The following is a 20,629-nucleotide window of genomic DNA, read 5'->3' on the forward strand; positions in this document are numbered from 1 at the left end:
CCGCCGCGCCGGCTCAGTCGAGCCGGCGCAGGCCCGCGGCATAGCGCCGCCAATTGCCGACGTAGCGATCGGCGGAGTGCCGGATCCGCAGGACCGCGTTCTCGTCGAGCGTGCGCACGACACGCGCGGGCGCCCCGACGATCAGCGAATTGTCGGGGAAGGTCTTGCCCTCGGTCACGAGCGCGTTGGCGCCGACGAGGCAGTTCTTGCCCAGGACCGCGTTGTTCAGCACCGTCGCGCCCATCCCCACCAGGCTGTTGTCGCCGATGGTGCAGCCGTGGAGGATCGCGTGGTGGCCGATCGTGCAGTGCGCGCCGATGGTCAGCGGCGCGCCGGGATCGGTGTGGCAGACGGCGTGCTCCTGGATGTTCGTCCCCTCGCCCACGTCGATCGGCTCGTTGTCGCCGCGCAGCACGGCGCCGAACCAGATGCCGACGTCGACGCCCAGCCGCACCCGTCCGATCACGTGCGCGTCCGGAGCGATCCAGTAGCGGCCCTCGCCGGGCAGCTCGGGCGTGACGTCGTCGAGGGCGTAGAGCGGCATCTGGAGCGTCCTGTCTCGTGAGCGGGGCTCCGGAGGGAAGCGTCGCGAGCCGCGCGCGTCAAGAGCGGGCGCTCACGCAGCGAGCGCGGCGAGCGCCTTGAGCCGGGGCGAGAGGTTCTCGCATTCGCGCACGAGGAAGGCGAGAAGCGCCTGTTCCGCTGCGGAGAAGCCCGGCCGCGCCTCGATCCGCCCGATCAGCCAGGCGAGCTCCTCGTCGTCGACCCGGTCGGGCGTCAGCGCGACCACGTCGAGCGTCTCCGGCTGGGGATCGGGGTCGCGCGGGGCCAGGCCGAAGGCCTGGGCGGCCATGGACTTGAAGCTCGCGGCGATGCCGGAGCCGAGGCTGCGCCGCTGGTCGAGCCAGGTCTCCCGGCGCAGGGTCTGCATGCGGCTCGGCGCATGCCGGCCCGGCCCGGCGAGGAGATGATTGCCGACGGCGCGGGCGAAGAGGTCGGCGAAGCTCGGGTCGTTCTCCGCCCCGGCCGTGGCGTCTGCGATGTCGAACAGGACGTCCGCCTCCGCGCGGGTGACGTGACCGAAGCCCTCGCTCGAGGCGACGAAGAGGACGCGGCGCAGGGCGTCGACGTCGGCGCGGGTGACGCGGCCCGGCTCGTGCCGCGCGCCGGTGATCGCCTCGCCCTCCCCCGTCAGCACCACGTCGCGGACGAGGCCGAGCGCGAAGGCCGCGAGCCGATCCGGCACCGAGCGGGAGAGCTCCATGACCTTGATCAGCGCGGCGAACTCGCTCGACAGAGCCGGGCGCCCCTCGAGCCGCGCGATCAGCCAGGCGGCCTGCGCCTCCGACAGGTAGCCGCGCGGGATGATCTGGTTGACGAGGAGATCGGCGATCGCCTCGCAGAAGAAGTCGCTCCATTCCCGGCAGCCGCGCTCGCCGACGGCGCGCGCGAGCGCGAACAGGGTCTCGCCTTCGTCGAGCGAGATCGCGTCGTCGTCGCCGTAGAAGCGCCGGCGAAGCGCGCGCACGCCCTCGGGTGTGAGCGGAAGCTCCAGGAGATCGTCGGGACGGGTCGGCTCGGCGCGCGGGAGGGTCATGGGATCGCACAAGCTCCTCGAAACTCGGACGACCCTACCGCAGAGCCTTTAAGCCTTCCTTGAGCCGCGCACGCCCAGCGACCGCCACGAGCGCGAGCCCTGCCGCACCGAGCGGCGCCATCGCCAGGAAGACGAGCCCGCCGGCGGCGTCGTAGACGACCCCGCCGAGCGCCATGGCGCTCGCCATGCCGAGCGCCTGGACGGCGGCGAGGGCGCCCTGCGCCCGGCCGCGCGCGCCCGGCGGAGCGAGCGCGGTCAGCGCCGCCATGGCGCCGAGATGCGTCGCGCCGAAGGTCAGCCCGTGCAGGCTCTGCAGGGCGAAGGTCGCGAGCGGCCCGGGCTCGAGCGCGAGGCCGACGAAGCGAACGACGGCCGCGCCGGCGCCGAGCGCGATCAGGAGAAGGCCCGAGGAGCGCCCGACCGAGCGGCCGACGAAGTAGAACAGCACGATCTCCGTCACCACGCCGACGGCCCAGAGATAGCCAACCGTCGAGCCTGAAAAGCCCAGCGATTTCCAATGGATCGAACCGAAGGCGTAGACGCCGGCATGGCTCGCCTGGACGAGCCCCGCCGCGGCTATGACGAGGAGGAGCGCCCGCGGAAGCCTCGCCGGCGGCGCGCGGCGCTCCGGGCTCGCCCGCTCCTGCGTCAGGGGCGGCGTGGCGAAGGCGATCGCGGCGCCGACGAGGCCGGCCGCGACGAGAGCGACGACGACCGCGTCGAGCGGGGCGATCTCGAGCAGGTAGCCCATCCCCACCGACGTCGCCAGGAAGGCGAGCGAGCCGAAGATGCGCAGGCGGCCGTAATCGAGACGCGGACGCTCGCGCACCTGGTCGGTGAGGACGAGATCGGTCGCGGGCACGATGGGCGACTGCGCCAGGGCCGCGACGACGACGACGAGGGCGATCGACCACGGCCCGGGCGCGAGGAACAGCAGCGCGAAGGCGAGGCCGAGGGAGAGGTGCGCGACGACGAGCAGGCGGCGCGCCGAGACGCCGCGATCCGTCAGCGCGGTGAGCGGCGCGCTCGCCAGCATGCGCACGCAGATCGGCAGGGCGACGACGATCCCGATCGTCGTCGCGTCGAGCCCACGACCCTCGAGCCAGATGGGCAGGAACGGCGCCTGCACGCCGACGCCGGCGAACGCCGCGGCCGACAAGGCGGCGAGCCGCAGGGCCATGCCGGCGTCGCCGCCCTCCCCGCGCGCCTGTCGTCCGATCCCTCGCATGCCGCTCCCGCCTCTGCCGAGCGCGATGCGGCTCGGGGCGCGGGAGACTGCGCGCAAACGCGTGTCCTGTCATCTGCGCACGACGCAGCCCGACTGCGCGCGGCAGGCATCGCGGCATGGGCGCGTGCGGGTCAGGACCCGGACGGCGCCCGCTCCGCAAGCAGGCTCTCCAGGTCGAGGCGGCGGGTGACCATGGCGAGGTTCCCGTCCGCGTCGCGGGGCCAGTCGGCCTCCGGCCGGTCCCAGTAGAGCTCGACGCCGTTGCCGTCCGGGTCGTCGAGATAGAGCGCCTCGCTCACCCCGTGATCCGAGGCGCCCGAGAGCGGGTAGCCGGCGGCGAGGACGCGACGCAGGGCGTCGGCGAGATCGGCGCGGGTGGGATAGAGGATCGCCGTGTGGAACAGGCCCGTCGCCCCGGGCGGCGGCGGACGCCCGCCCTTGCTTTGCCACGTGTTGAGCCCGATGTGGTGATGATAGCCGCCGGCCGACACGAAGGCCGCGTCCGTTCCGTAGCGCTGCGTCGGCGTGAAGCCGAGCACGCCGCAATAGAAGCCGAGCGCGCGCTCGAGGTCGGCGACCTTGAGATGGACGTGCCCGATTCGCGCACCGGGCGCGATGGGGCGGGTGGAGGAGGCCGCATCGGGGGCGGCGGAGCCGGGTTCGTGCGTCATGCGCATAGAATGCTCCCGCCCTTGGCCAGAATCAATTGCGTGGACGCAAGGAACAGAGCGCATCTGCGCGTTCCTCCGGGTTGCGCCGCGAGATGGTGCGGCGCACGCTGCTCGTCAGGAGGCCGCCATGCCGACGCGACCCGTTCCCGTCAAGACCGCTCCGCCGCCCTACCGCCTCGCGATCTTCGATTTCGACGGCACGCTCGCGGACACTCTGCCATGGTTCTCGACGCTGCTCGACGACATCGCGGCGCGGTTCGCCATACCGGCGGCCGCTGGCCTCGACGTCGCGGCGATGCGCGGCCTGTCCGCCCGCGAGATCGTGGCTCACCTGGAGGTGCCGGCCTGGAAGCTGCCGCGCATCGCCGCGCATGTCCATCGACTCGCCGAAGCGGCGGAGATCGCGCTCTTTCCCGGCGTGCCGGAGATGCTGGCCGCTCTCGATGCGCGGGGCGTGCGCCTCGCGGTCGTGAGCTCGAACGGCGAGGTCGCGGTCCGCCGCGCGCTCGGCCCCGCGGCGGCCCGCGTCGAGACCTTCGCCTGCGGCGCCAAGCTGTTCGGCAAGGCGCGCGTCTTCCGCACGCTGGTGAGGCGCGCGGGCGTGCCGCCGCCCCACGTCCTGTGCGTCGGCGACGAGATCCGCGACGGCGAGGCGGCGCACGAGGCGGGCCTCGCCTTCGGCGCGGTGTCCTGGGGATACAACACGCCGGAGGCGTTGGCGCGGGTGGGGCCCGCGCACGTCTTCGGGAGCATCGCCGAGATCGCCGCGGCGCTGGCGCCCGGCGGCGCCTGCGCGCCGGCCTCGTCCGGAGGCGTTCGACCGGTCAATCGAGCGTGAGAACGCTCTCCTTCGACGAGAACAGCTTCACCGAGCGGTTGCGCACCAGCGCGTAGGCGAGCGCCCGAAAGCCCTCGGTCTTGCCGACGAGGCGCCGCGCGCGGTCGGTGTTCGAGCCGCGGATCGCCTCGGCGCCGCCGGCCTCGTAGAGATGGAGCAGCGCCGCGCTCGAGATCAGGGAGAGATGCGTGAAGGCCTGCGGGAAGTTGCCGAGGAAGCCGCCGGTCTTCGGGTCGATCTCCTCGGCATAGAGCCCGACGTCGTTGGCGCGGGCGACGAGCCGCTCGAACAGCTCCCGCGCCTCCTCGCCGCGTCCGACGGCGAGATAGGCCTCCACCAGCCAGAAGCTCGTGATCATGAAGGCGCCCTCCTCGCCCGAAAGCCCGTCCGCGCCGCGATAGCGATAGACGAGATCGCCCACCTTCAGCTCCTCCTCGACCTTGCGCACGGTGGCCTCGTAGATCTCCTTCTCCAGCGGCAGGCCGAGCAGCGGCACCTGAAGGAGCGCGGCGTCGGTCTCGGTGCGGCCGAAGCTCTGGACGAGATGGGGCGGATCGCCCGCGAGCCCCTTCTCGCGGATGGCGGCGAGGATGGCGTCCCGGTTCTCGCGCCAGAGCGGCCGGTCGCCGAGAAGGCGCACGGCGCGGTCCAGCGTGACCCAGGCCATGGCCTTGCCCTGCACGAAGTCGCGCGGATCGCAGCGCATTTCCCACAGGCCCTGGTCGGGCAGATGCCAGGTCAGGCAGACATGGTCCGCGATGGAGGCCATCAGCGCCTTCTCGTCGGGCCCGAGCTCGGCGCCGAGCGCATGGCGCAGCTCGGCCCAGTCGAGCACCTCGCCGAACACGTCGAGCTGGCGCTGCTCGGCGGCGCCGTTGCCGGTGCGCACCGGCCGCGAGCCGTGATAGCCGGCGAGATGCTCGTGGTCGCTTTCCGGCAGGAAGGGCTCGCCGTCGAGCCCGTAGACGATGCGCATGGTCGAGCCCTCGCGCAGGCAGCGCCGCGTGAGGAAGTGCGAGAACCGGGCCGCCTCGCCGCTGTAGCCGAGCGCCGACAGCGCGAAGAGCGCGAAGGTGGCGTCCCGCAGCCAGGAGAAGCGGTAGTCCCAGTTGCGCGCGCCGCCGAGCTCCTCCGGCAGCGACGTCGTCGCCGCCGCGACGAGGGCGCCGGTGGGCGCGTAGGTGAGGCACTTCAGCGCCAGCGCCGATCGGACGACGCATTCGAGGTAGGGGCCCCGGTAGCGCACGTATTCCGTCCATTCCCGCCAATAGGCGCAGGTGACGCGGAACAGGTCCTCGGCCCGCTCGCGCGGGTCGAACAGCGGCATGACGTGGGTGAGCACGGTGGGCACCACCTCGCCTGCGGCGATCTCGTGTCGGATCAGCGCCTCGCCGTCGCGGGTCTCGATGGCGCCGCCGCACCAGAGCATCAGCCCGCCCGCGGCGGCGACGCGGCCCTCCTCCACGACGAGGGCGAGCGGGTCCTTCGAGAAGCCCGGCCCCCGCGGCGAGAAGCGCGAGGTCACCGAGACGCGCCCTTCGGTGCATTCGAGCCGGCGGATCACCCAGCCCGGGGCGTTGAGGGAGACGTAGTCGTGCACGGACGCCTCGCGCGTGCGCCCCACCGGCATGAAGTCCGTGACCTCGAGCACGCCGCTCTCGCAGACGAAGGTGGTGCGCAGCACGTTGGTGCGCTCGAGATAGGCCCGGCGCACCTCGATCACGCCGTCGGGGAGGATCTCCCAGGCGCCCCCGCCGTGATCGCCGCTCTGGCCGCCGTCGAGGAGGCGGAAGAAGGTCGGGTCGTCGTCGAAGCGCAGCAGCGCCAGCCAGTCGATCGCGCCCGTGCGCGACACCAGCGCCGCGCCGTGGCAATCGCCGATGAGCGCGTACTCGGCGATGGGCGGCTGGTCGTAGGGGACGGCTGTGGGGGACACGGGCTCCTCCTCGGTGGCGCGATCGCGTGGACAACGCAGAGGAAGCGCGGCCGTTTCAGGCGAGGCGAATCCCAGGACCCGTCGTCGCGGGCGCTGGTCGTCCCAGGGCCGCTCGCCCATGTCAGCGGGCATGACCCGCATCGCATTCGCCGCCTTCGCGGCGCTCCTCGCCGCTTCGGCTCTCGCCGCGCCGGCCCCCGCCATCGCCCCCGGCGGCCCGCTCGTCGGGACGATCCGCGACGCCCGCACGGGCGCGACGCTCACCTCCGACGCGCTGGCCGACCGGATCGCCGCCGCCGACGTCGTGCTGCTGGGCGAGCGCCACGACAATCCGGACCACCACGCGCTCCAGGCCTGGGCGATCGCGGAGGCGGCGGAGGACGCCGTCGACGGCCGTCTCGTCCTGGAGATGGTCCGCGGGAACGAGGACGCCCCGCTCGCCGACGCGCGGCCGCGGGACGTGCCGAATCTGGGCGAGGCCTTGAGGTGGGAGGCCCGCGGCTGGCCCGACTACGGCATGTACGCCCCGATCCTGTCCGTAGCCCTCGAGGCCGGCTGGGAAGCCGTCGGCGGCGACGCGGCCCGGGCGGAGCTCGCCGATCCGCTCGGCGCCGGCGACGCGGAACGGGCCCGCCTCGGCCTCGACCGCCCGCTGCCGGCGGCCGCCGCCGCGCGGATGGAGCGCGCCATCGTCGAGGGCCATTGCGATCTCCTGCCTGCGGAGGCCGTGCCGGCCTTCGTCGCCGCGCAGCGCCTGCGCGACGCCCGCATGGCCGACGCGCTGCTGGAGGCCGCGGGCCGGCCGGCTGTGCTGATCGCAGGCGCAGGGCATGTCGGCGCCGAGGGCGTTCCCTTCTATCTCGACGCCCGCGCGCCCGGGCGCGACGTGCTCTCGATCGCCTTCGTCGAGGCGCCCGCCGACGCGCGCGACCCCGCCGCCCTCATGGAGACGTTCGGCGACGCGGCGGCGGCCTACGACGTCGTCTGGTTCACCGCGCCGGTGGAGCGCGGGGACGTCTGCGCGGCTTTGCGCGAGCGCTTCGGCGCGGGCGGGCACGGCGGCTGAGGCGCGCGGCCTGTCGTCGCCCCGGGCGAACGTCCCCGCCCCCCGCGCGTTGCCCGCTCCGATCATCGCTCCCCCCCGAAGGAAAGGCGCGAGGCTCCCGGTCTCGCGACGAGACCGCCCGTGCCCGCCGAGACCGCGTCCCCCCGAGATCCCCGATCCCGTCGACGGGCGAAGCGCATCCTGCTGTTCTCCGTCTTCCTCGACGAGCTCGATTTCGGCGTCCTATTGCCGATCCTGCCGATCCTCTTCGCCGACCCGTCCTCGGAGTTCTACCTGCTGGACACGGCCGAGCAGGTGGCGCTCGGCTACGTTCTCCTGGGGCTGCTCCGCGCGACCTACGCGCTGACCCAGTTCGCGGCGGCGCCGGTGCTCGGCCAGCTCGCGGACAGATGGGGCCGGCGCAAGCTCATCCTGCCCTCGGTGGGCGGGTCGACGGCGGCCTACCTGCTGTTCGGGACGGGCGCGCTCCTCGCCTCGATCCCGCTCCTCTTCGTCGCCCGCTTCGTCGACGGCGTCACTGGCGGCAACGTCGCGATCACGCAGTCGACCATGGCCGACCTGACCGACGGCGACAAGCGCGCCAAGGGCTTCGGCTACTATTCGGCGGCGCTCTCGGCCGGCTTCGTGCTCGGGCCGCTGCTGGGCGGCGTCCTGTCCGATCCGGACATCGTGTCCTGGTTCTCGCCCGCGGTGCCCTTCTTCCTGGCGGCCGCGCTCAGCCTCGTGAACATCGCGATCGTGTTCTTCGCGCTGCCGGAGACCCTGGCGGAGCGAAAGGAGGACCGGCTCGACGCCACGCGCGCCTTCGCCAACGTGCGCGACGCCTTCCACGACCGGCCGCGACGCACGCTCTACGTCACCGGGCTCGCCTTCTATCTCGGCTTCGCCTTCTTCACGACCTTCTTCAACGTCTTCCTGATCGAGCGGCTCGATTTCGGCACGACCGACATCGGCCTGTTCTTCACCGCGATCGGGATCGGCTTCGTCCTCGTCGAGACCCTCCTCGTCGAGCGCGTGAAGGAGCGATACGGCGCGGAGCGGGTCGTGCTTGTCGTGCTGTTCGGCGTCGCGGCGACGATCCTCGCGACCACGCTCGTGCAGACGACCTGGCAGCTCTACGCGCTCGTGCCCTTCTTCGCCGTGTTCAACGGCCTCGCCCGGCCGAACCTGACGGCGCTCGTCTCGAAGACGACCGAGGACCGCGACCAGGGCCGGGTACTCGGCATCTACGCCTCGCTGCGGTCTCTGGGCCGCGGCGTGCCGCCGATCCTCGCCGGGCCGCTGGCGGCGGCGACGGCGCCGGTCTGGGCCGTGGGGACCGGCGGCGTGCTCGCCGGGATCGCCGGGGGGATCTACGCGGTCCTGGGCCGGCGCGACGCGAAGCGGGCGGCGCGCGAGGAGGCCGCGTGAGGAGGTTGCGCCTCACGCCCCGCGCTCGAACAGCCGTCCCTTCTCGGTAACCAGCAGGATCGCGAGCGTGGTGAGCCCGAGGACGACGTAGCCCGCGACGAGCGGCAGCACCGTGCCGTCGTAGGCCTGGCCGATGGCGCCGCCCATCAGGGCCGCCATCAGCGTCGTCACCGAGCCGAAGACGGAGGAGGCCGTACCGGCGATGTGGCCCATCGGCTCGAGCGCCAGCGCGTTGAAGTTCGAGAAGATCATGCCGACGAGGAACATCACCCCGCCGAGCAGGATCATCAGGGGCGCCAGCGTGAGCGCCCCCGCCAGCTCCAGCGCGAGCAGGGCGAGCGAGATCGCCGTGAAGGTCGCCACCGCCCCGTGCGAGAGCCGGCGCATGCCGAGCCGGCCGACGAGGCGGGAATTGATCAGCGACGACAGCGACATCGACAGCGCCATCGCCGCGAAGGCGAGCGGGAACAGCGCGCCGAGGCCGTAGAGCTCGGCGAAGATCTGCTCGGCCGAGACGATGAAGCCGAACATCGCCCCGAACATGGTCCCGCCGGCGAGGGCGTAGCCCAGCGTCTGGCGCGTGGCGAACACCTCGCGGAAGGCGGCGGCGAGGGCGCGCGGGCCGACCGAACGCCGCCGCTCGGGCGCGAGCGTCTCCGGCAGGCGCGTCGCGGTCCACAGCAGCATGCCGAGCCCGTAGAGGGCGAGGAGGCCGAAGATGGCGCGCCAGGGCGCGACGAGCACGATCGCCTGGCCGATGGCCGGCGCGATCACCGGCACGACGAGGAAGAACATCATGGCGAGCGAGAGCACGCTCGCCATCCGCCGTCCGCCGTAGCAGTCGCGCACGATCGAGATCGTCACGACCCGCGGGGCGGCCGAGGCGAGGCCCTGGACGAAGCGCCCCAGAAGCAGCGCCTCGAAGGTCGGCGCGAGCGTGCACAGCAGGGCCGCCGCAACGTAGAACAGGAGGCCCGCGATCAGCACCGCGCGCCGGCCGAAGCGGTCCGAGACCGAGCCGATCAGGAACTGGCCGATGGCGAAGCCGAGGAGGTAGACGGGCAGGATCGCCTGCCGGTCGTTCGGGTCGGCGACGCCGAGCGCCGCGCCGATGTCCTGGAGCGCCGGCAGCATCACGTCGATGGCGAGCGCATTGAGCGCCATCAGCGCGGCGACCATGGCGACGAACTCGCCGAACCGCATCGGCGCATGCCGCGCGGCGTCGTCCGGCGCCGCCACGGGGGCGTGCGCCGCCGCGCGGGAGGCGGGCGAGGCGGTGTCGTTCATGGCGGTCTCGACCTTCGGGTGCTTCTTGTGCGCCCCCGCGCCCGCGCGAGCAAGCCGGGCGCGCGCATGGCAGGGGCGCGGAACCTTCCCCAAGCGCGCGCCCCCGCCCCGGCCTTCGGCAGGACGGTCGCGACCCGAGGTGTCGTGCGCCGACGGTCTCCCCTCGCCCTTGTGGCGAGGGGCCGGGGGTGTGGGTCGTGCAGAACTGTCTCGAGGGTAGCGACGCACACATCCCGCACGATAGCATCGACGAGGGCTCGCGCTGCACGGCGACCCACCTCCGTCGGCTTCGCCGACACCTCCTCCACAAGGGAGGAGGAAAAGCGCGCGCCGACGTCTCGTCCTTCCTCTCCCCGCCACCGATGCCGAGTCCCGGAGGCCCGGGAGGTGCGCGTCTATGGCACGAACAGCTCCACCACGAGCATGATCGCGATGAAGAACCCGAGCGCCTTCGCCACGGCGGCGACGCGCTCGGACATGGAGCGCTCCACGCCGGCGACCACCCTCGGGGTGAGGTCGATGACGAAGCGCCGGGCGAAGGCGAAGCGCTTCGTCTGGTCGGGATAGGCGTGGGCCGGCTGGAACAGCGCGACGTCGTGATAGCGCATCGGCCCGACCAGGATCATCCCCGCCGCGAAGCCGCCGACATGCGCCCACCAGGCGACCATCGCACCCGTGTCGCCGGAGAGCGCCATCATCAGGTTCAGCGCGATCATGAAGCCGACGAAGAGCCCCGCCGGCAGCGCCACCGGCACGCGGAAGCCGACGAGGACGAAGATCTTCGCGCGCGGGTGCAGCATCAGGTAGGCGCCCATCACCCCCGACACCGCCCCGCTCGCGCCGACGACCGGGATGCCGGGGTCGCCGGTGAGGAACGCCTCCGCGAGGCCGCCGGCGGCGCCGGCGAGGAGGAAGAAGACGAGGTAGCGCACGTGCCCCAAAGCGTCCTCGACATTGTCGCCGAAGACCCAGAGCGTGACCATGTTGCCGAGGAGGTGGAGAAAGCCCGCGTGCAGGAAGGTGTAGGTGAACAGCGTCGCCCAGCCGGGCACGCTCCCCGTCTGCGGCCCGAGCCCGCCCGCGCCGACGATCTGCGCCGGCAGCAGCGCGTACTCGATGGCCGTCTCCGGGACGAGGAAGAAGGCGATCACGCAAGCGGCGATCAGCGCGTGATTGACGTAGGCGCTGCGGACGTGCCGCAGCGGATTGTCGTCGCCGATGGCGATCATGGGGGGCTCCCGAGGCGGGGTGACGCTGCGGGAGCTTGGCGGAGAGCGGGGCGGATGGGAAGGGGGCGCGTCACGCCCCCCGCCCCGTGCCTGCTCACCCCGCCAGCGCCTGATCCAGGTCCGCGATCAGGTCCTCCGGATCCTCGATGCCGACCGAGAGGCGCACCACCTCCGGGCCCGCGCCGGCGGCGACGCGCTGCTCGTCGGTGAGCTGGCGGTGGGTGGTCGAGGCCGGGTGGATCACCAGCGAGCGGGTGTCGCCGATATTCGCGAGATGCGAGAACAGCTGCAGCTTCGAGACGAGCGCCACGCCCGCGTCGTAGCCGCCTTTCAGGCCGAAGGTGAAGACGGCGCCAGCGCCCTTCGGCGTATAGCGCTCGGCCAGCGCGTTGTACTTGTCGCCCGGCAGCCCCGGATAGGACACCCACTCCACCGCCGGATGCTCCGAGAGCCAGCGCGCCACGGTGAGCGCGTTGTCGCAATGGCGCTGCATGCGCAGCGGCAGCGTCTCGATGCCCTGCAGGATCATGAAGGCGTTGAAGGGCGAGAGCGCCGGGCCGAGGTCGCGCAGGCCGAGAACCCGCACGGCGATGGCGAAGGCGAAGTTGCCGAAGGTCTCGCCGAGCACCATGCCGCCGTATTCTGGGCGGGGCTTCGAGAGCATCGGGTAGCGCTCGTCGCCCGCCCAGTCGAACGTGCCCGCGTCGACGATGACGCCGCCGATCGAGTTGCCGTGGCCGCCGAGGAACTTCGTCGCCGAATGGATGACGATGTCCGCCCCGTGCTCGATGGGGCGGCAGAGATAGGGCGTCGCCATGGTCGAATCGACGATGAGCGGCAGCTTGTGCTTCCTGGCGATGGCCGAGATCGCGGCGATGTCGACGATGACGCCGCCGGGATTGGCGATCGATTCGATGAAGATCGCCTTGGTGCGCTCGTTGATCTCGGCCTCGAAGCTCGCCGGATCCTCGGTGTCGGCCCAGCGTACCGTCCAGCCGAAGTTCTTGTAGGAATGGTTGAACTGGTTGATCGAGCCGCCGTAGAGCTTCTTGGCGGCGACGAACTCGTCGCCCGGCTGCATCAGGGCGTGCATGGTCAGGAACTCGGCCGCATGGCCGGACGCGACCGCGAGCGCGGCGGTGCCGCCCTCGAGCGCGGCGACGCGCTCCTCGAGCACCGCGCAGGTCGGGTTGCCGATGCGCGAGTAGATGTTGCCGAAGGCCTGGAGGCCGAACAGCGAGGCGGCGTGGTCGACGTCGTCGAAGACGAACGAGGTCGTCTGGTAGATCGGCGTCGCGCGAGCCCCGGTCGTCGGATCCGGCGTGGCCCCGGCGTGGATGGCGAGCGTGTTGAACCCGGGCGTGCGGTCGGTCATCGCGGCGTTCCCTCGGTGGCGTCTGTACGGAAGAACGATCGTTCTTTTAAGAGAACGGAGGGGGCGCGTCAATGGCCTCGCACAGACCTTGCGCTCCACGCAAACGCCCACGGTGCAAGCGGCTGCGAGGCGGCTCGTGCGGGCGCGGAGACACATTCGGTTTGCCGAACGCGACCGCGCGTGTTTCCCGCCCCCTTCCTTGAAAGCGCGCGCGAAAGGGTGCAATACCGTCGCGCCGGTCGGGAAGAAGGACATCGTTCGATGAAAGAGCCGCTGCGGGTGGGGATCGCCGGGTTGGGCACCGTCGGGGCGAGCGTCGCGCGGCTGATCGCGCGCAACGCCGAGAGCCTCGCGACGCGCGCCGGCCGGCCGATCGCGCTCACCGCCGTCTGCGCCCGCGACCGCAGCCGCGACCGCGGGCTCGATCTCGCGCACGCCGCCTGGCACGACGACGCGTCCGCGCTCGCGCGGGACCCGGACGTCGATTGCGTGGTCGAGCTGATCGGCGGCGACGAGGGGCCCGCCCGCGCGCTCGTCGAGGCGGCGCTCTCCGCCGGCAAGCACGTCGTCACCGCCAACAAGGCGCTGCTCGCCAAGCACGGGCTCGCCCTCGCCCGCCTGGCCGAGGAGAACGGCGTCGCGCTCGCCTTCGAGGCGTCCGCCGCCGGCGGCGTGCCGGTGGTCAAGACCCTGCGCGAGGCGCTCTCCGGCAACCGGGTCTCCCGCGTGTCGGGCATCCTCAACGGCACCTGCAACTACATCCTCTCGCGCATGGAGGCGGAGGGGCTCTCCTTCGCGGCATGCCTCGCCGACGCACAGCGCCTCGGCTACGCGGAGGCCGACCCGACCTTCGACGTCGAGGGCTACGACGCGGCCCACAAGCTCGCCATCCTCACGAGCCTCGCCTTCGGCGTCGCGCTCGACCCGGAGGCGATCTACGTCGAGGGCATCTCCAAGATCGCGCCCATCGACATCGCCATGGCGGACGAGCTCGGCTACCGGATCAAGCTGCTCGGCGTCGCGGAGCGGACGAAGACCGGCATCGAGCAGCGCGTCCACCCGACCATGGTGCCCAAGACCGCCTCGCTCGCGCAGGTGATGGGCGTGCTCAACGCCGTCGCCATCGACGCGGACGCAGTGGGCGAGCTCAGCCTGATCGGTCCGGGCGCCGGCGGAGACGCCACCGCCTCCGCCGTGATCGGCGACATCTGCGACGTGGCGGTCGGCGCGACGCGCCCCGCCTTCGGCGTTCCGGCCGCGCGGCTGGAGAGGCCGCAGCGCGCGCCGATGCAGCGCCACGAGGGCGGCTACTACATCCGCCTCTCGGTGTTCGATCGTCCCGGTTCCGCCGCGGGCATCGCCACCCGCATGGCCCAGGCCGACATCTCGCTCGAGAGCATCATCCAGCACCGCGCCCGCACCGCCGACGTCGACCCGACCGGCCGCTCCGGCGCGCCGGTGCCCGTGGTGCTCATCACCTACGCGACGACCGAATCCGCGATCCGCGAGGCGCTGGCGCGCATCGACGCCGACGGGCACGTCGCAGAGCCGCCGCAGGTGATCCGGATCGAGCGCGAGTGAGCGCCGTTGTCGTCATGGCCGGGCGTCCCGCGCCCGCGTCGAGGCTCAGAAGGAGGTCCGGTTCATGAAGCCGCCGTCACACATCGTCCCGAACGTCTTCATCGAGCGCATCCTGACGCTCGAGCTCGTGCGCGTCACCGAGCGCGCCGCCGTGTCCGCGGCGCGCCTGCGCGGTCGCGGCGACGAGAAGGCGGCGGACCAGGCGGCGGTCGACGCCATGCGCCGCGAGCTCAACAGACTCGGCATCGACGGCACCGTCGTCATCGGCGAGGGCGAGCGCGACAAGGCGCCGATGCTCTTCATCGGCGAGCGCGTCGGCAACGGCACCGGCCCGAAGGTGGACATCGCCGTCGACCCGCTGGAGGGCACGACGCTCTGCGCCAAGGACATGCCGGGCTCCATCGCCGTGATGGCGATGGCCGAGGGCGGCACGCTGCTCGCCGCGCCCGATGTCTACATGAACAAGATCGCGGTGGGCCCGGGCTATTCCGCCGGCGTCGTCGACCTCGACGCGACGCCCACCGAGAACATCCGCTCTCTCGCCAAGGCGAAGGGCGTCACCCCCGCCGAGATCACCGCGCTGATCCTCGACCGCCCGCGCCACCACGATCTCATCGCCGAGGTGCGCGCCACCGGCGCCGCGGTGCGGCTGATCTCCGACGGCGACATCGCCGGCGTGATCTACACGACCCAGCCCGAGAAGACCGGCATCGACATCTATCTCGGCATCGGCGCGGCGCCCGAGGGCGTGATCGCGGCTGGCGCGCTGCGCTGCATCGGCGGCCAGATGCAGGGCCGCCTCGTCCTCGATACCGAGGAGAAGCGCGAGCGCGCCTACGGCATGGGCGTGAAGGACCCCAACAAGAAGTACGACGTCACCGAGCTCGCCTCCGGCGACGTGATCGTGGCCGCCACCGGCGTCACCGACTCGGCGCTGACCATGGGCGTGAAGTTCGGCCCCGAGGTGATCGAGACCGAGACGGTGGTCTACCGCTCGGCGACGGGCACCGTGCGCAAGATCGCGGCCGAGCACCGCGAATGGGCGAAGTTCCACCTGGATTGATCAGGTCGGCCGAGGCGGGCGCCCTGCCCGCCTCCCCCGAACGGCGCCCCTTCACCCCAGCACCTCCTTCACCGCGCCCGCCGCCGCGGCGACGATCGTGTCGGCCTCCGCATTCGTCAGGCACAGCGGCGGGGCGAAGCCGAGGATGTCGCCCTGGGGCATGGCGCGGCCGATGACGCCGCGCGCCGCCAAGGTCGCGGCGACCTTCGGGCCGACCTTGGCCTCGGCGTCGAAGAAGACGCGCTTGCCCTTGTCCGCCACGAACTCGACAGCCGCGAGCAGGCCGTCGCCGCGCACCTCGCCGACATGCTCGTGGCCCGCGAGCGCGTCCGCCAACGCGCCGCGGAAATAGGCGCCGACCTCGCGGGCGTTGTCGACGAGGCCGAGCGTGTCGATCAGCTCCAGGTTGGCGACGCCCGCCGCGGCGCAGAGCGGATGGGCGGAATAGGTCCAGCCGTGGCCGATGGGTCCGAGCGCGTCCGAGCCCTGGACCAGGACCTCCCACATGTCCTTCGCCACGATCGAGCCGGAGAGCGGCGCGTAGGCCGAGGTCAGCCCCTTGGCGATCGTGATGAGGTCCGGGCGCATGCCGTAATGCTCCGAGCCGAACATGGTGCCGAGCCGGCCGAAGCCGGTCACCACCTCGTCGGCGATGAGCAGGATGTCGTGGCGCGCGAGCACCGCCTGGATCTTCTCCCAGTAGCCCGTCGGCGGCGGCACGATGCCGCCGGTGCCGAGAAGCGGCTCGCCGATGAAGGCGGCGATCGTCTCGGGCCCCTCGCGCTCGATCAGCGCCTCGAGCTCGGCGGCGCAGAAGTCGGAGAAGTCCTCCTGCGACATGTCGAGGTCCGGGCGGCGGAAATAATAGGGCGCCTGCGTGTGCAGGATGGGGGCACGCGGCAGGTCGAAGGCGTCGTGGAAGAGCGAAAGCCCGGTGAGCGAGCCGGTCATCACGCCCGAGCCGTGATAGCCGCGCCAGCGCGAGACGATCTTCTTCTTCTCCGGGCGCCCGAGCACGTTGTTGTAATACCAGACGAGCTTGATGTTGGTCTCGTTCGCGTCCGAGCCGGAGAGGCCGAAATAGACCCGGCTCATGGGCTCCGGCGCGCGCTCGACGATCATCTTGGCGAGCCGGATCGCCACCTCCGAGCCGTGGCCGACATAGGCGTGGTAATAGGCCAGCTCGTGCGCCTGCCGCGAGATCGCCTCGGCGATCTCGGTGCGGCCGTAGCCGACATTGACGCAGTAGAGACCCGCGAAGGCGTCGAGCGAGCGCCGGCCGTCGCGATCGACGATGGTGCAGCCCTCGCCACCGGTGACGATCCGCGTCGGGCTCTCGCCGCGGGCGTGCTGGCCCATATGGGTCGAGGGATGGAAGAAGTGGTCGCGGTCCCAGGCGGTGAGCTGGTTGTCGTGTGCGTTCATGGGGATGTCTCCTGGCAGGTCCGGGCCGCGGCGCCTCAGGCGAGGTCGAGGCAGGCGTACTTGAGCGTGGTGAATTCCTCGAGCCCGGCGCGGGCGCCCTCGCGCCCGAGGCCGGACTGCTTGACGCCGCCGAAGGGGATGGGGGCGCCGGTGATCTTCACGCGGTTGATCGCCACCATGCCGAAGCGCAGCCGCTTCGTGAGGCGCAAAGCCCGGCCGAGGTCCCGGGTGACGACATAGGCGACGAGGCCGTACTCGGTGGCGTTGGCGCGGGCGACGACCTCGTCCTCGCTCTCGAACGGCGTCACGGCGGCGACGGGGCCGAAGGTCTCCTCGCGCATGATCAGCGCGTCGTCGGGCACGTCGGCGAGAAGCGTCGGAGCGACGAAGCAGCCGCCGCGCGGATGCGGCGCGCCGCCGACGAGGACCCGCGCACCGCGCGCTCGCGCGTCCGCGACCTGCGCGGCGATCTTCGCCACCGCCCGCTCGTGCATCATCGGCCCGATCGCGACGTCGGGCTCGAGGCCGTCCCCGACGCGCAGGGCGGCGATCCGCTCCGCGAAGCGGGCGAGGAAGGCGTCGTAGAGGCGCGCGTGGACGTAGATGCGGTTCGCGGCGAGGCAGTCCTGGCCGGAGGTCGCGAACTTGGCGTCCAGGGCGATTTCGACGGCGCGGTCGAGATCGGCGTCCTCGAACACGACGAGCGGCGCATGGCCGCCGAGCTCCATGACGAGGTGCTTCATCGTCGGCGCGCAGCGCGCGGCGACGAGACGGCCGATCTCGGTGGACCCGGTGAAGCTGAGCGCGCCGACCCGAACATCGTCGGCGAGCGCGCCGACGATCGTCTCGGCGTCGCCGGTGACGACGTTGAGGACGCCCGCCGGCAGGCCCGCGCGCTCGGCGAGCTCGGCGAGCGCAAGCGCCGAGAACGGCGTGTGGTGCGAGGGATGCGCGACGACCGTGCAGCCGGCCGCGAGGGCCGCTGCGGCCTTTCGGGTGAGCATGGCGGAGGGGAAGTTCCAGGGCGTGATCAGCGCGGCGACGCCGATCGGCTCGCGGGTGACGAGGCTCTGCGCGCCCGGCAGATGGCTCGCCGATGTCTCGGCGCCGACGCGCGTCGCCTCCTCGGCATACCAGGCGACGAAGGAGGCCCCGTAGGCGATCTCGCCCCGGGCCTCGGCCAGAGGCTTGCCCTGCTCGAGCGTCATCAGCAGCGCGAGGTCCTCCGCGGCGGCGAGGATCGCGGCGTGCCAGGCGCGAAGACGCTCGGCGCGCTCCTGCGGCAGGAGCGCCGCCCAGCCGGCCTGCGCGCGCGCGGCCGCGTCGACGGCGCGCGCGGTCTCGTGCGCATCGAGGGCCGTCACCCAGCCGAGCCCGGCGCCGCTCGCCGGATCGGTGACGGCGAAACCGGCGCCGGCCTCCCCCGCGACCCAGCGGCCGTCGACATAGGAGAGCTCGCGCAGGAGCCGCTTGTCGGCGAGACGCGCGAGCGCGGGATGGCGATCGGGGCGCGAGACGTGCGCGGTCATGGGCGGGCCTCCAGCGAAACGACGTTGCGGAAGGCTACGCCGCGCGCGCGGAGAGGGAGGCCTTTTTCCGCGGCGACGGCGGAGACTTGGTCCGTCCGAGGCGCGGGCGGGAGAGATTCTCTCCGGGCGCCCGGCGCGGCGGGCGGGCCGCGCCCGGGCTCTGCCGACAGGAACCAGCGGCGTCACCCGCTCGTCCTCCTCCCTCGCGGAGCGTGCTCGGTCAACGCGATGGCGGGCCTCAGATGTCGAGATCGATCGTCTCGGCGAAGGCGGCGCGCTCGGAGATGAAGGCGAAGCGCGCTTCCGGCTTGTTGCCCATCAGCCGCTCGATGGCGTCCGACGTCGCCTCGCGGTCGTCGGCGACGATGGCGACGCGCAGGAGCCGGCGCTTGTCCGGATGCATCGTCGTCTCCTTGAGCTGCGCCGGCATCATCTCGCCCAGGCCCTTGAAGCGGCTCACCTCCACCTTGGCGTTGGCCTTGAACGCGCTCTTCGTCAGCCGCTCGCGCTCGGCCTCGTCGGCGGCGTAGACCGACTTCGCGCCGTGGGTGAGCTTGTAGAGCGGCGGGACCGCCAGATAGAGATGGCCGTTGTCGATCAGCCGCGGCATCTGCCGGTAGAAGAAGGTGATCAGCAGCGAGGCGATGTGGGCGCCGTCGACGTCGGCGTCCGTCATGATGACGACCTTCTCGTAGCGCAGGTCGTCGTCGCGATAATTCGCCCCGGTGCCGCAGCCTAGCGCCTGGATCAGGTCGGCGAGCTGCTGGTTCGCCGCGAGCTTGTCGCGCCCGGCGGAAGCCACGTTGAGGATCTTGCCGCGCAGCGGCAGCACCGCCTGGGTCTGCCGGTCGCGGGCCTGCTTGGCCGAGCCGCCGGCCGAATCGCCCTCGACGATGAAGAGCTCCGAGCCCGCCGCCCCCGCCCGGGTGCAGTCGGCGAGCTTGCCCGGAAGCCGCAGCTTGCGCGTCGCGGACTTGCGGGCGACCTCCTTCTCCTGGCGCCGCCGCAGCCTCTCCTCGGCGCGGTCGACGACCCAGTCGAGGAGCTTGCCGGCCTGCGCGGGAGAGGCGGCGAGCCAATGGTCGAAGGCGTCGCGCACCGCGCTCTCGACGATGCGCGAGGCCTCGAGCGTCGCGAGCTTGTCCTTGGTCTGCCCCTGGAACTCGGGCTCGCGGATGAAGACCGAGAGCATGGCGGCGCAGGTGACCATGACGTCGTCCGCCGTCACCGCGCTCATGCGCTTCGTCTGGTTGACGCGCTCGGCGTGCTCGCGCAGGCCCCGCAGCAGCGCGATGCGCAACCCGGACTCGTGCGTGCCGCCCTCCGGCGTCGGGATCGTGTTGCAATAGGAGGAGGAGAAGCCGTCCTCGCCGGTGGCGAGCCAGGCCACCGCCCATTCGAGCGAGCCGTGGCCGCCGGGTCTCGAGACCTTTCCGGCGAAAATCTGGTCGACGACCAGGTCCTTGCCCTCGATCTCGGCCTGAAGATAGTCCCTCAAGCCGTTGGGAAACTTGAACGTCGCCTCCTCGGTGAAGCCTTCCCCCGGCACCACCAGCGAGGCGTCGCAACGCCAGCGGATCTCGACGCCGCCGAAGAGGTAGGACTTGGAGCGCGCCATCTTGAACAGGCGCAGCGGCGAGAACTTCACCTGCGGGCCGAAGATCTCCGGGTCCGGCTTGAAGCGCACTCGCGTTCCGCGGCGGTTGTGCACCCGGCCGACCGTCTCCAGCGGGCCGAGCGGCAGGCCGCGGGAATAGACCTGGCGGTAGAGCGTCTGCCCGCGGGCGACCTCGACCTCGAGCCGCTCGGAGAGCGCGTTGACCACCGAGACGCCGACCCCGTGCAGGCCGCCGGAGGTCTCGTAGACCTTCGAATCGAACTTGCCGCCCGCATGCAGCGTGGTGAGGATCACCTCGAGCGCGGACTTGCCGGGGAACTTGGGGTGCGGGTCCACCGGGATGCCGCGGCCGTTGTCGGTGACGGTGAGGAAGCCGTCGGCGCCGAGCTCCACCTCGATGAAGCTCGCATGGCCCGCCACGGCCTCGTCCATGGAGTTGTCGATCACCTCGGCGAAGAGATGGTGGAGCGCCTTCTCGTCGGTGCCGCCGATATACATGCCGGGGCGCCGGCGCACGGGCTCGAGCCCCTCCAGCACCTCGATGGCGGAGGCGTCGTAGCCGGCCTCCCCGATCGCGCCGGTCGCCTTCTCCGCCGCGCGCGCGCCGCGCTTGGCCGGCGCCTGCTGCTGCGCCTCCAGCTTGCGCGCCGCACCGCCTTCGAAGAGATCGTCCCCGTTCGCCATGCCCACTCCGTCCCGACCGACCCGAATCGCACCCCGCCCGCAAACGGGACGCCACCCGCCTCTATACGAGAACAAATCACAAACCGCAAAAG

At 72.1% G+C, this 20,629-nt stretch carries 16 protein-coding genes; 5 read left to right on the forward strand and 11 right to left on the reverse strand.

Going from position 1 to position 20,629, the window contains the following annotated elements; genetic code table 11:
- Positions 1-13: 13 nt before the first annotated feature.
- From ABL310_RS13890 to ABL310_RS13905, 4 genes are all read right to left on the reverse strand, one after another.
- Complete coding sequence (locus ABL310_RS13890) at positions 14-544, reverse strand: gamma carbonic anhydrase family protein (RefSeq protein WP_349367607.1); 531 nt, start codon at positions 542-544, stop codon at positions 14-16.
- 72 nt (positions 545-616) lie between these two features.
- On the reverse strand, positions 617-1,597 hold the full coding sequence (locus ABL310_RS13895; protein WP_349367608.1) for a hypothetical protein: 981 nt from the start codon (positions 1,595-1,597) through the stop codon (positions 617-619).
- Positions 1,598-1,631: 34 nt separating this feature from the next.
- The gene (locus ABL310_RS13900) at positions 1,632-2,825 is read right to left on the reverse strand and encodes an MFS transporter (protein ID WP_349367609.1); all 1,194 of its coding nucleotides are present in this window, start codon (positions 2,823-2,825) and stop codon (positions 1,632-1,634) included.
- 131 nt (positions 2,826-2,956) lie between these two features.
- Entirely contained in the window at positions 2,957-3,496 is a 540-nt protein-coding gene (locus ABL310_RS13905; RefSeq protein ID WP_349367610.1) for a VOC family protein, read from the reverse strand.
- A 127-nt stretch (positions 3,497-3,623) separates the two neighbouring features.
- Here ABL310_RS13905 and ABL310_RS13910 point away from each other — a divergent pair, with 127 nt between their 5' ends.
- Complete coding sequence (locus ABL310_RS13910) at positions 3,624-4,334, forward strand: HAD hydrolase-like protein (protein WP_349367611.1); 711 nt, start codon at positions 3,624-3,626, stop codon at positions 4,332-4,334.
- On the opposite strand, the gene ABL310_RS13915 is transcribed toward ABL310_RS13910, so the two are convergent.
- On the reverse strand, positions 4,321-6,270 hold the full coding sequence (locus tag ABL310_RS13915; RefSeq protein ID WP_349367612.1) for a glycoside hydrolase family 15 protein: 1,950 nt from the start codon (positions 6,268-6,270) through the stop codon (positions 4,321-4,323). The two genes, ABL310_RS13910 and ABL310_RS13915, sit on opposite strands and share 14 nt — an antisense overlap.
- Before the next feature lie 130 nt (positions 6,271-6,400).
- Here ABL310_RS13915 and ABL310_RS13920 point away from each other — a divergent pair, with 130 nt between their 5' ends.
- Positions 6,401-7,336, forward strand: a complete 936-nt coding sequence (locus ABL310_RS13920; protein WP_349367613.1) for a ChaN family lipoprotein — start codon at positions 6,401-6,403, stop codon at positions 7,334-7,336.
- Positions 7,337-7,456: 120 nt separating this feature from the next.
- Complete coding sequence (locus ABL310_RS13925) at positions 7,457-8,746, forward strand: MFS transporter (RefSeq protein WP_349367614.1); 1,290 nt, start codon at positions 7,457-7,459, stop codon at positions 8,744-8,746.
- A 12-nt stretch (positions 8,747-8,758) separates the two neighbouring features.
- Here the strand turns inward: ABL310_RS13925 and ABL310_RS13930 are convergent, their stop codons facing one another.
- The 3 genes from ABL310_RS13930 to ABL310_RS13940 form a co-directional block, all read right to left on the reverse strand.
- Positions 8,759-10,033, reverse strand: a complete 1,275-nt coding sequence (locus ABL310_RS13930) for a multidrug effflux MFS transporter (RefSeq protein WP_349367615.1) — start codon at positions 10,031-10,033, stop codon at positions 8,759-8,761.
- Between the two features lie 395 nt (positions 10,034-10,428).
- Entirely contained in the window at positions 10,429-11,262 is an 834-nt protein-coding gene (locus tag ABL310_RS13935; RefSeq protein ID WP_349367616.1) for a rhomboid family intramembrane serine protease, read from the reverse strand.
- A gap of 94 nt (positions 11,263-11,356) precedes the next feature.
- Positions 11,357-12,637: an O-acetylhomoserine aminocarboxypropyltransferase gene (locus ABL310_RS13940; RefSeq protein WP_349367617.1), complete on the reverse strand. Its 1,281-nt coding sequence runs from the start codon at positions 12,635-12,637 to the stop codon at positions 11,357-11,359.
- Positions 12,638-12,898: 261 nt separating this feature from the next.
- Here ABL310_RS13940 and ABL310_RS13945 point away from each other — a divergent pair, with 261 nt between their 5' ends.
- Both ABL310_RS13945 and glpX read left to right on the forward strand, forming a co-directional pair.
- Entirely contained in the window at positions 12,899-14,218 is a 1,320-nt protein-coding gene (locus ABL310_RS13945; RefSeq protein ID WP_349367618.1) for a homoserine dehydrogenase, read from the forward strand.
- A 64-nt stretch (positions 14,219-14,282) separates the two neighbouring features.
- Positions 14,283-15,281 carry a class II fructose-bisphosphatase gene (glpX, locus tag ABL310_RS13950; RefSeq protein ID WP_349367619.1) on the forward strand — a complete coding sequence of 333 codons (999 nt, stop codon included), beginning with the start codon at positions 14,283-14,285 and terminating at the stop codon, positions 15,279-15,281.
- A 51-nt stretch (positions 15,282-15,332) separates the two neighbouring features.
- Here glpX and ABL310_RS13955 read toward each other — a convergent pair whose 3' ends face one another.
- The 3 genes from ABL310_RS13955 to parE all read right to left on the reverse strand — a co-directional run bounded on the left by ABL310_RS13955 (position 15,333) and on the right by parE (position 20,537).
- A complete protein-coding gene (locus ABL310_RS13955; protein ID WP_349367620.1) occupies positions 15,333-16,706 on the reverse strand; it encodes an aspartate aminotransferase family protein in 1,374 nt (457 codons plus the stop codon).
- A 35-nt stretch (positions 16,707-16,741) separates the two neighbouring features.
- Positions 16,742-18,235: an NAD-dependent succinate-semialdehyde dehydrogenase gene (locus tag ABL310_RS13960; protein ID WP_349367621.1), complete on the reverse strand. Its 1,494-nt coding sequence runs from the start codon at positions 18,233-18,235 to the stop codon at positions 16,742-16,744.
- Between the two features lie 238 nt (positions 18,236-18,473).
- Positions 18,474-20,537 (reverse strand): DNA topoisomerase IV subunit B, encoded by a 2,064-nt coding sequence (gene parE, locus ABL310_RS13965; RefSeq protein WP_349367622.1) that lies wholly within the window; start codon positions 20,535-20,537, stop codon positions 18,474-18,476.
- Between the last annotated feature and the right edge of the window lie 92 nt (positions 20,538-20,629).

The organism is Salinarimonas sp., assembly GCF_040111675.1.
In the GTDB taxonomy this organism is placed as follows: domain Bacteria; phylum Pseudomonadota; class Alphaproteobacteria; order Rhizobiales; family Beijerinckiaceae; genus Salinarimonas.

Excerpts from the sequence above, each read along its gene's own strand:
- ABL310_RS13890 (WP_349367607.1), bottom strand. The coding sequence starts at position 544 with ATGCCGCTCTACGCCCTCGACGACGTCACGCCCGAGCTGCCCGGCGAG.
- ABL310_RS13895 (WP_349367608.1), bottom strand. The coding sequence starts at position 1,597 with ATGACCCTCCCGCGCGCCGAGCCGACCCGTCCCGACGATCTCCTGGAG.
- ABL310_RS13900 (WP_349367609.1), bottom strand. The coding sequence starts at position 2,825 with ATGCGAGGGATCGGACGACAGGCGCGCGGGGAGGGCGGCGACGCCGGC.
- ABL310_RS13905 (WP_349367610.1), bottom strand. The coding sequence starts at position 3,496 with ATGACGCACGAACCCGGCTCCGCCGCCCCCGATGCGGCCTCCTCCACC.
- ABL310_RS13910 (WP_349367611.1), top strand. The coding sequence starts at position 3,624 with ATGCCGACGCGACCCGTTCCCGTCAAGACCGCTCCGCCGCCCTACCGC.
- ABL310_RS13920 (WP_349367613.1), top strand. The coding sequence starts at position 6,401 with ATGACCCGCATCGCATTCGCCGCCTTCGCGGCGCTCCTCGCCGCTTCG.
- ABL310_RS13930 (WP_349367615.1), bottom strand. The coding sequence starts at position 10,033 with ATGAACGACACCGCCTCGCCCGCCTCCCGCGCGGCGGCGCACGCCCCC.
- ABL310_RS13935 (WP_349367616.1), bottom strand. The coding sequence starts at position 11,262 with ATGATCGCCATCGGCGACGACAATCCGCTGCGGCACGTCCGCAGCGCC.
- ABL310_RS13940 (WP_349367617.1), bottom strand. The coding sequence starts at position 12,637 with ATGACCGACCGCACGCCCGGGTTCAACACGCTCGCCATCCACGCCGGG.
- ABL310_RS13945 (WP_349367618.1), top strand. The coding sequence starts at position 12,899 with ATGAAAGAGCCGCTGCGGGTGGGGATCGCCGGGTTGGGCACCGTCGGG.
- glpX (WP_349367619.1), top strand. The coding sequence starts at position 14,283 with ATGAAGCCGCCGTCACACATCGTCCCGAACGTCTTCATCGAGCGCATC.
- ABL310_RS13955 (WP_349367620.1), bottom strand. The coding sequence starts at position 16,706 with ATGAACGCACACGACAACCAGCTCACCGCCTGGGACCGCGACCACTTC.
- ABL310_RS13960 (WP_349367621.1), bottom strand. The coding sequence starts at position 18,235 with ATGACCGCGCACGTCTCGCGCCCCGATCGCCATCCCGCGCTCGCGCGT.
- parE (WP_349367622.1), bottom strand. The coding sequence starts at position 20,537 with ATGGCGAACGGGGACGATCTCTTCGAAGGCGGTGCGGCGCGCAAGCTG.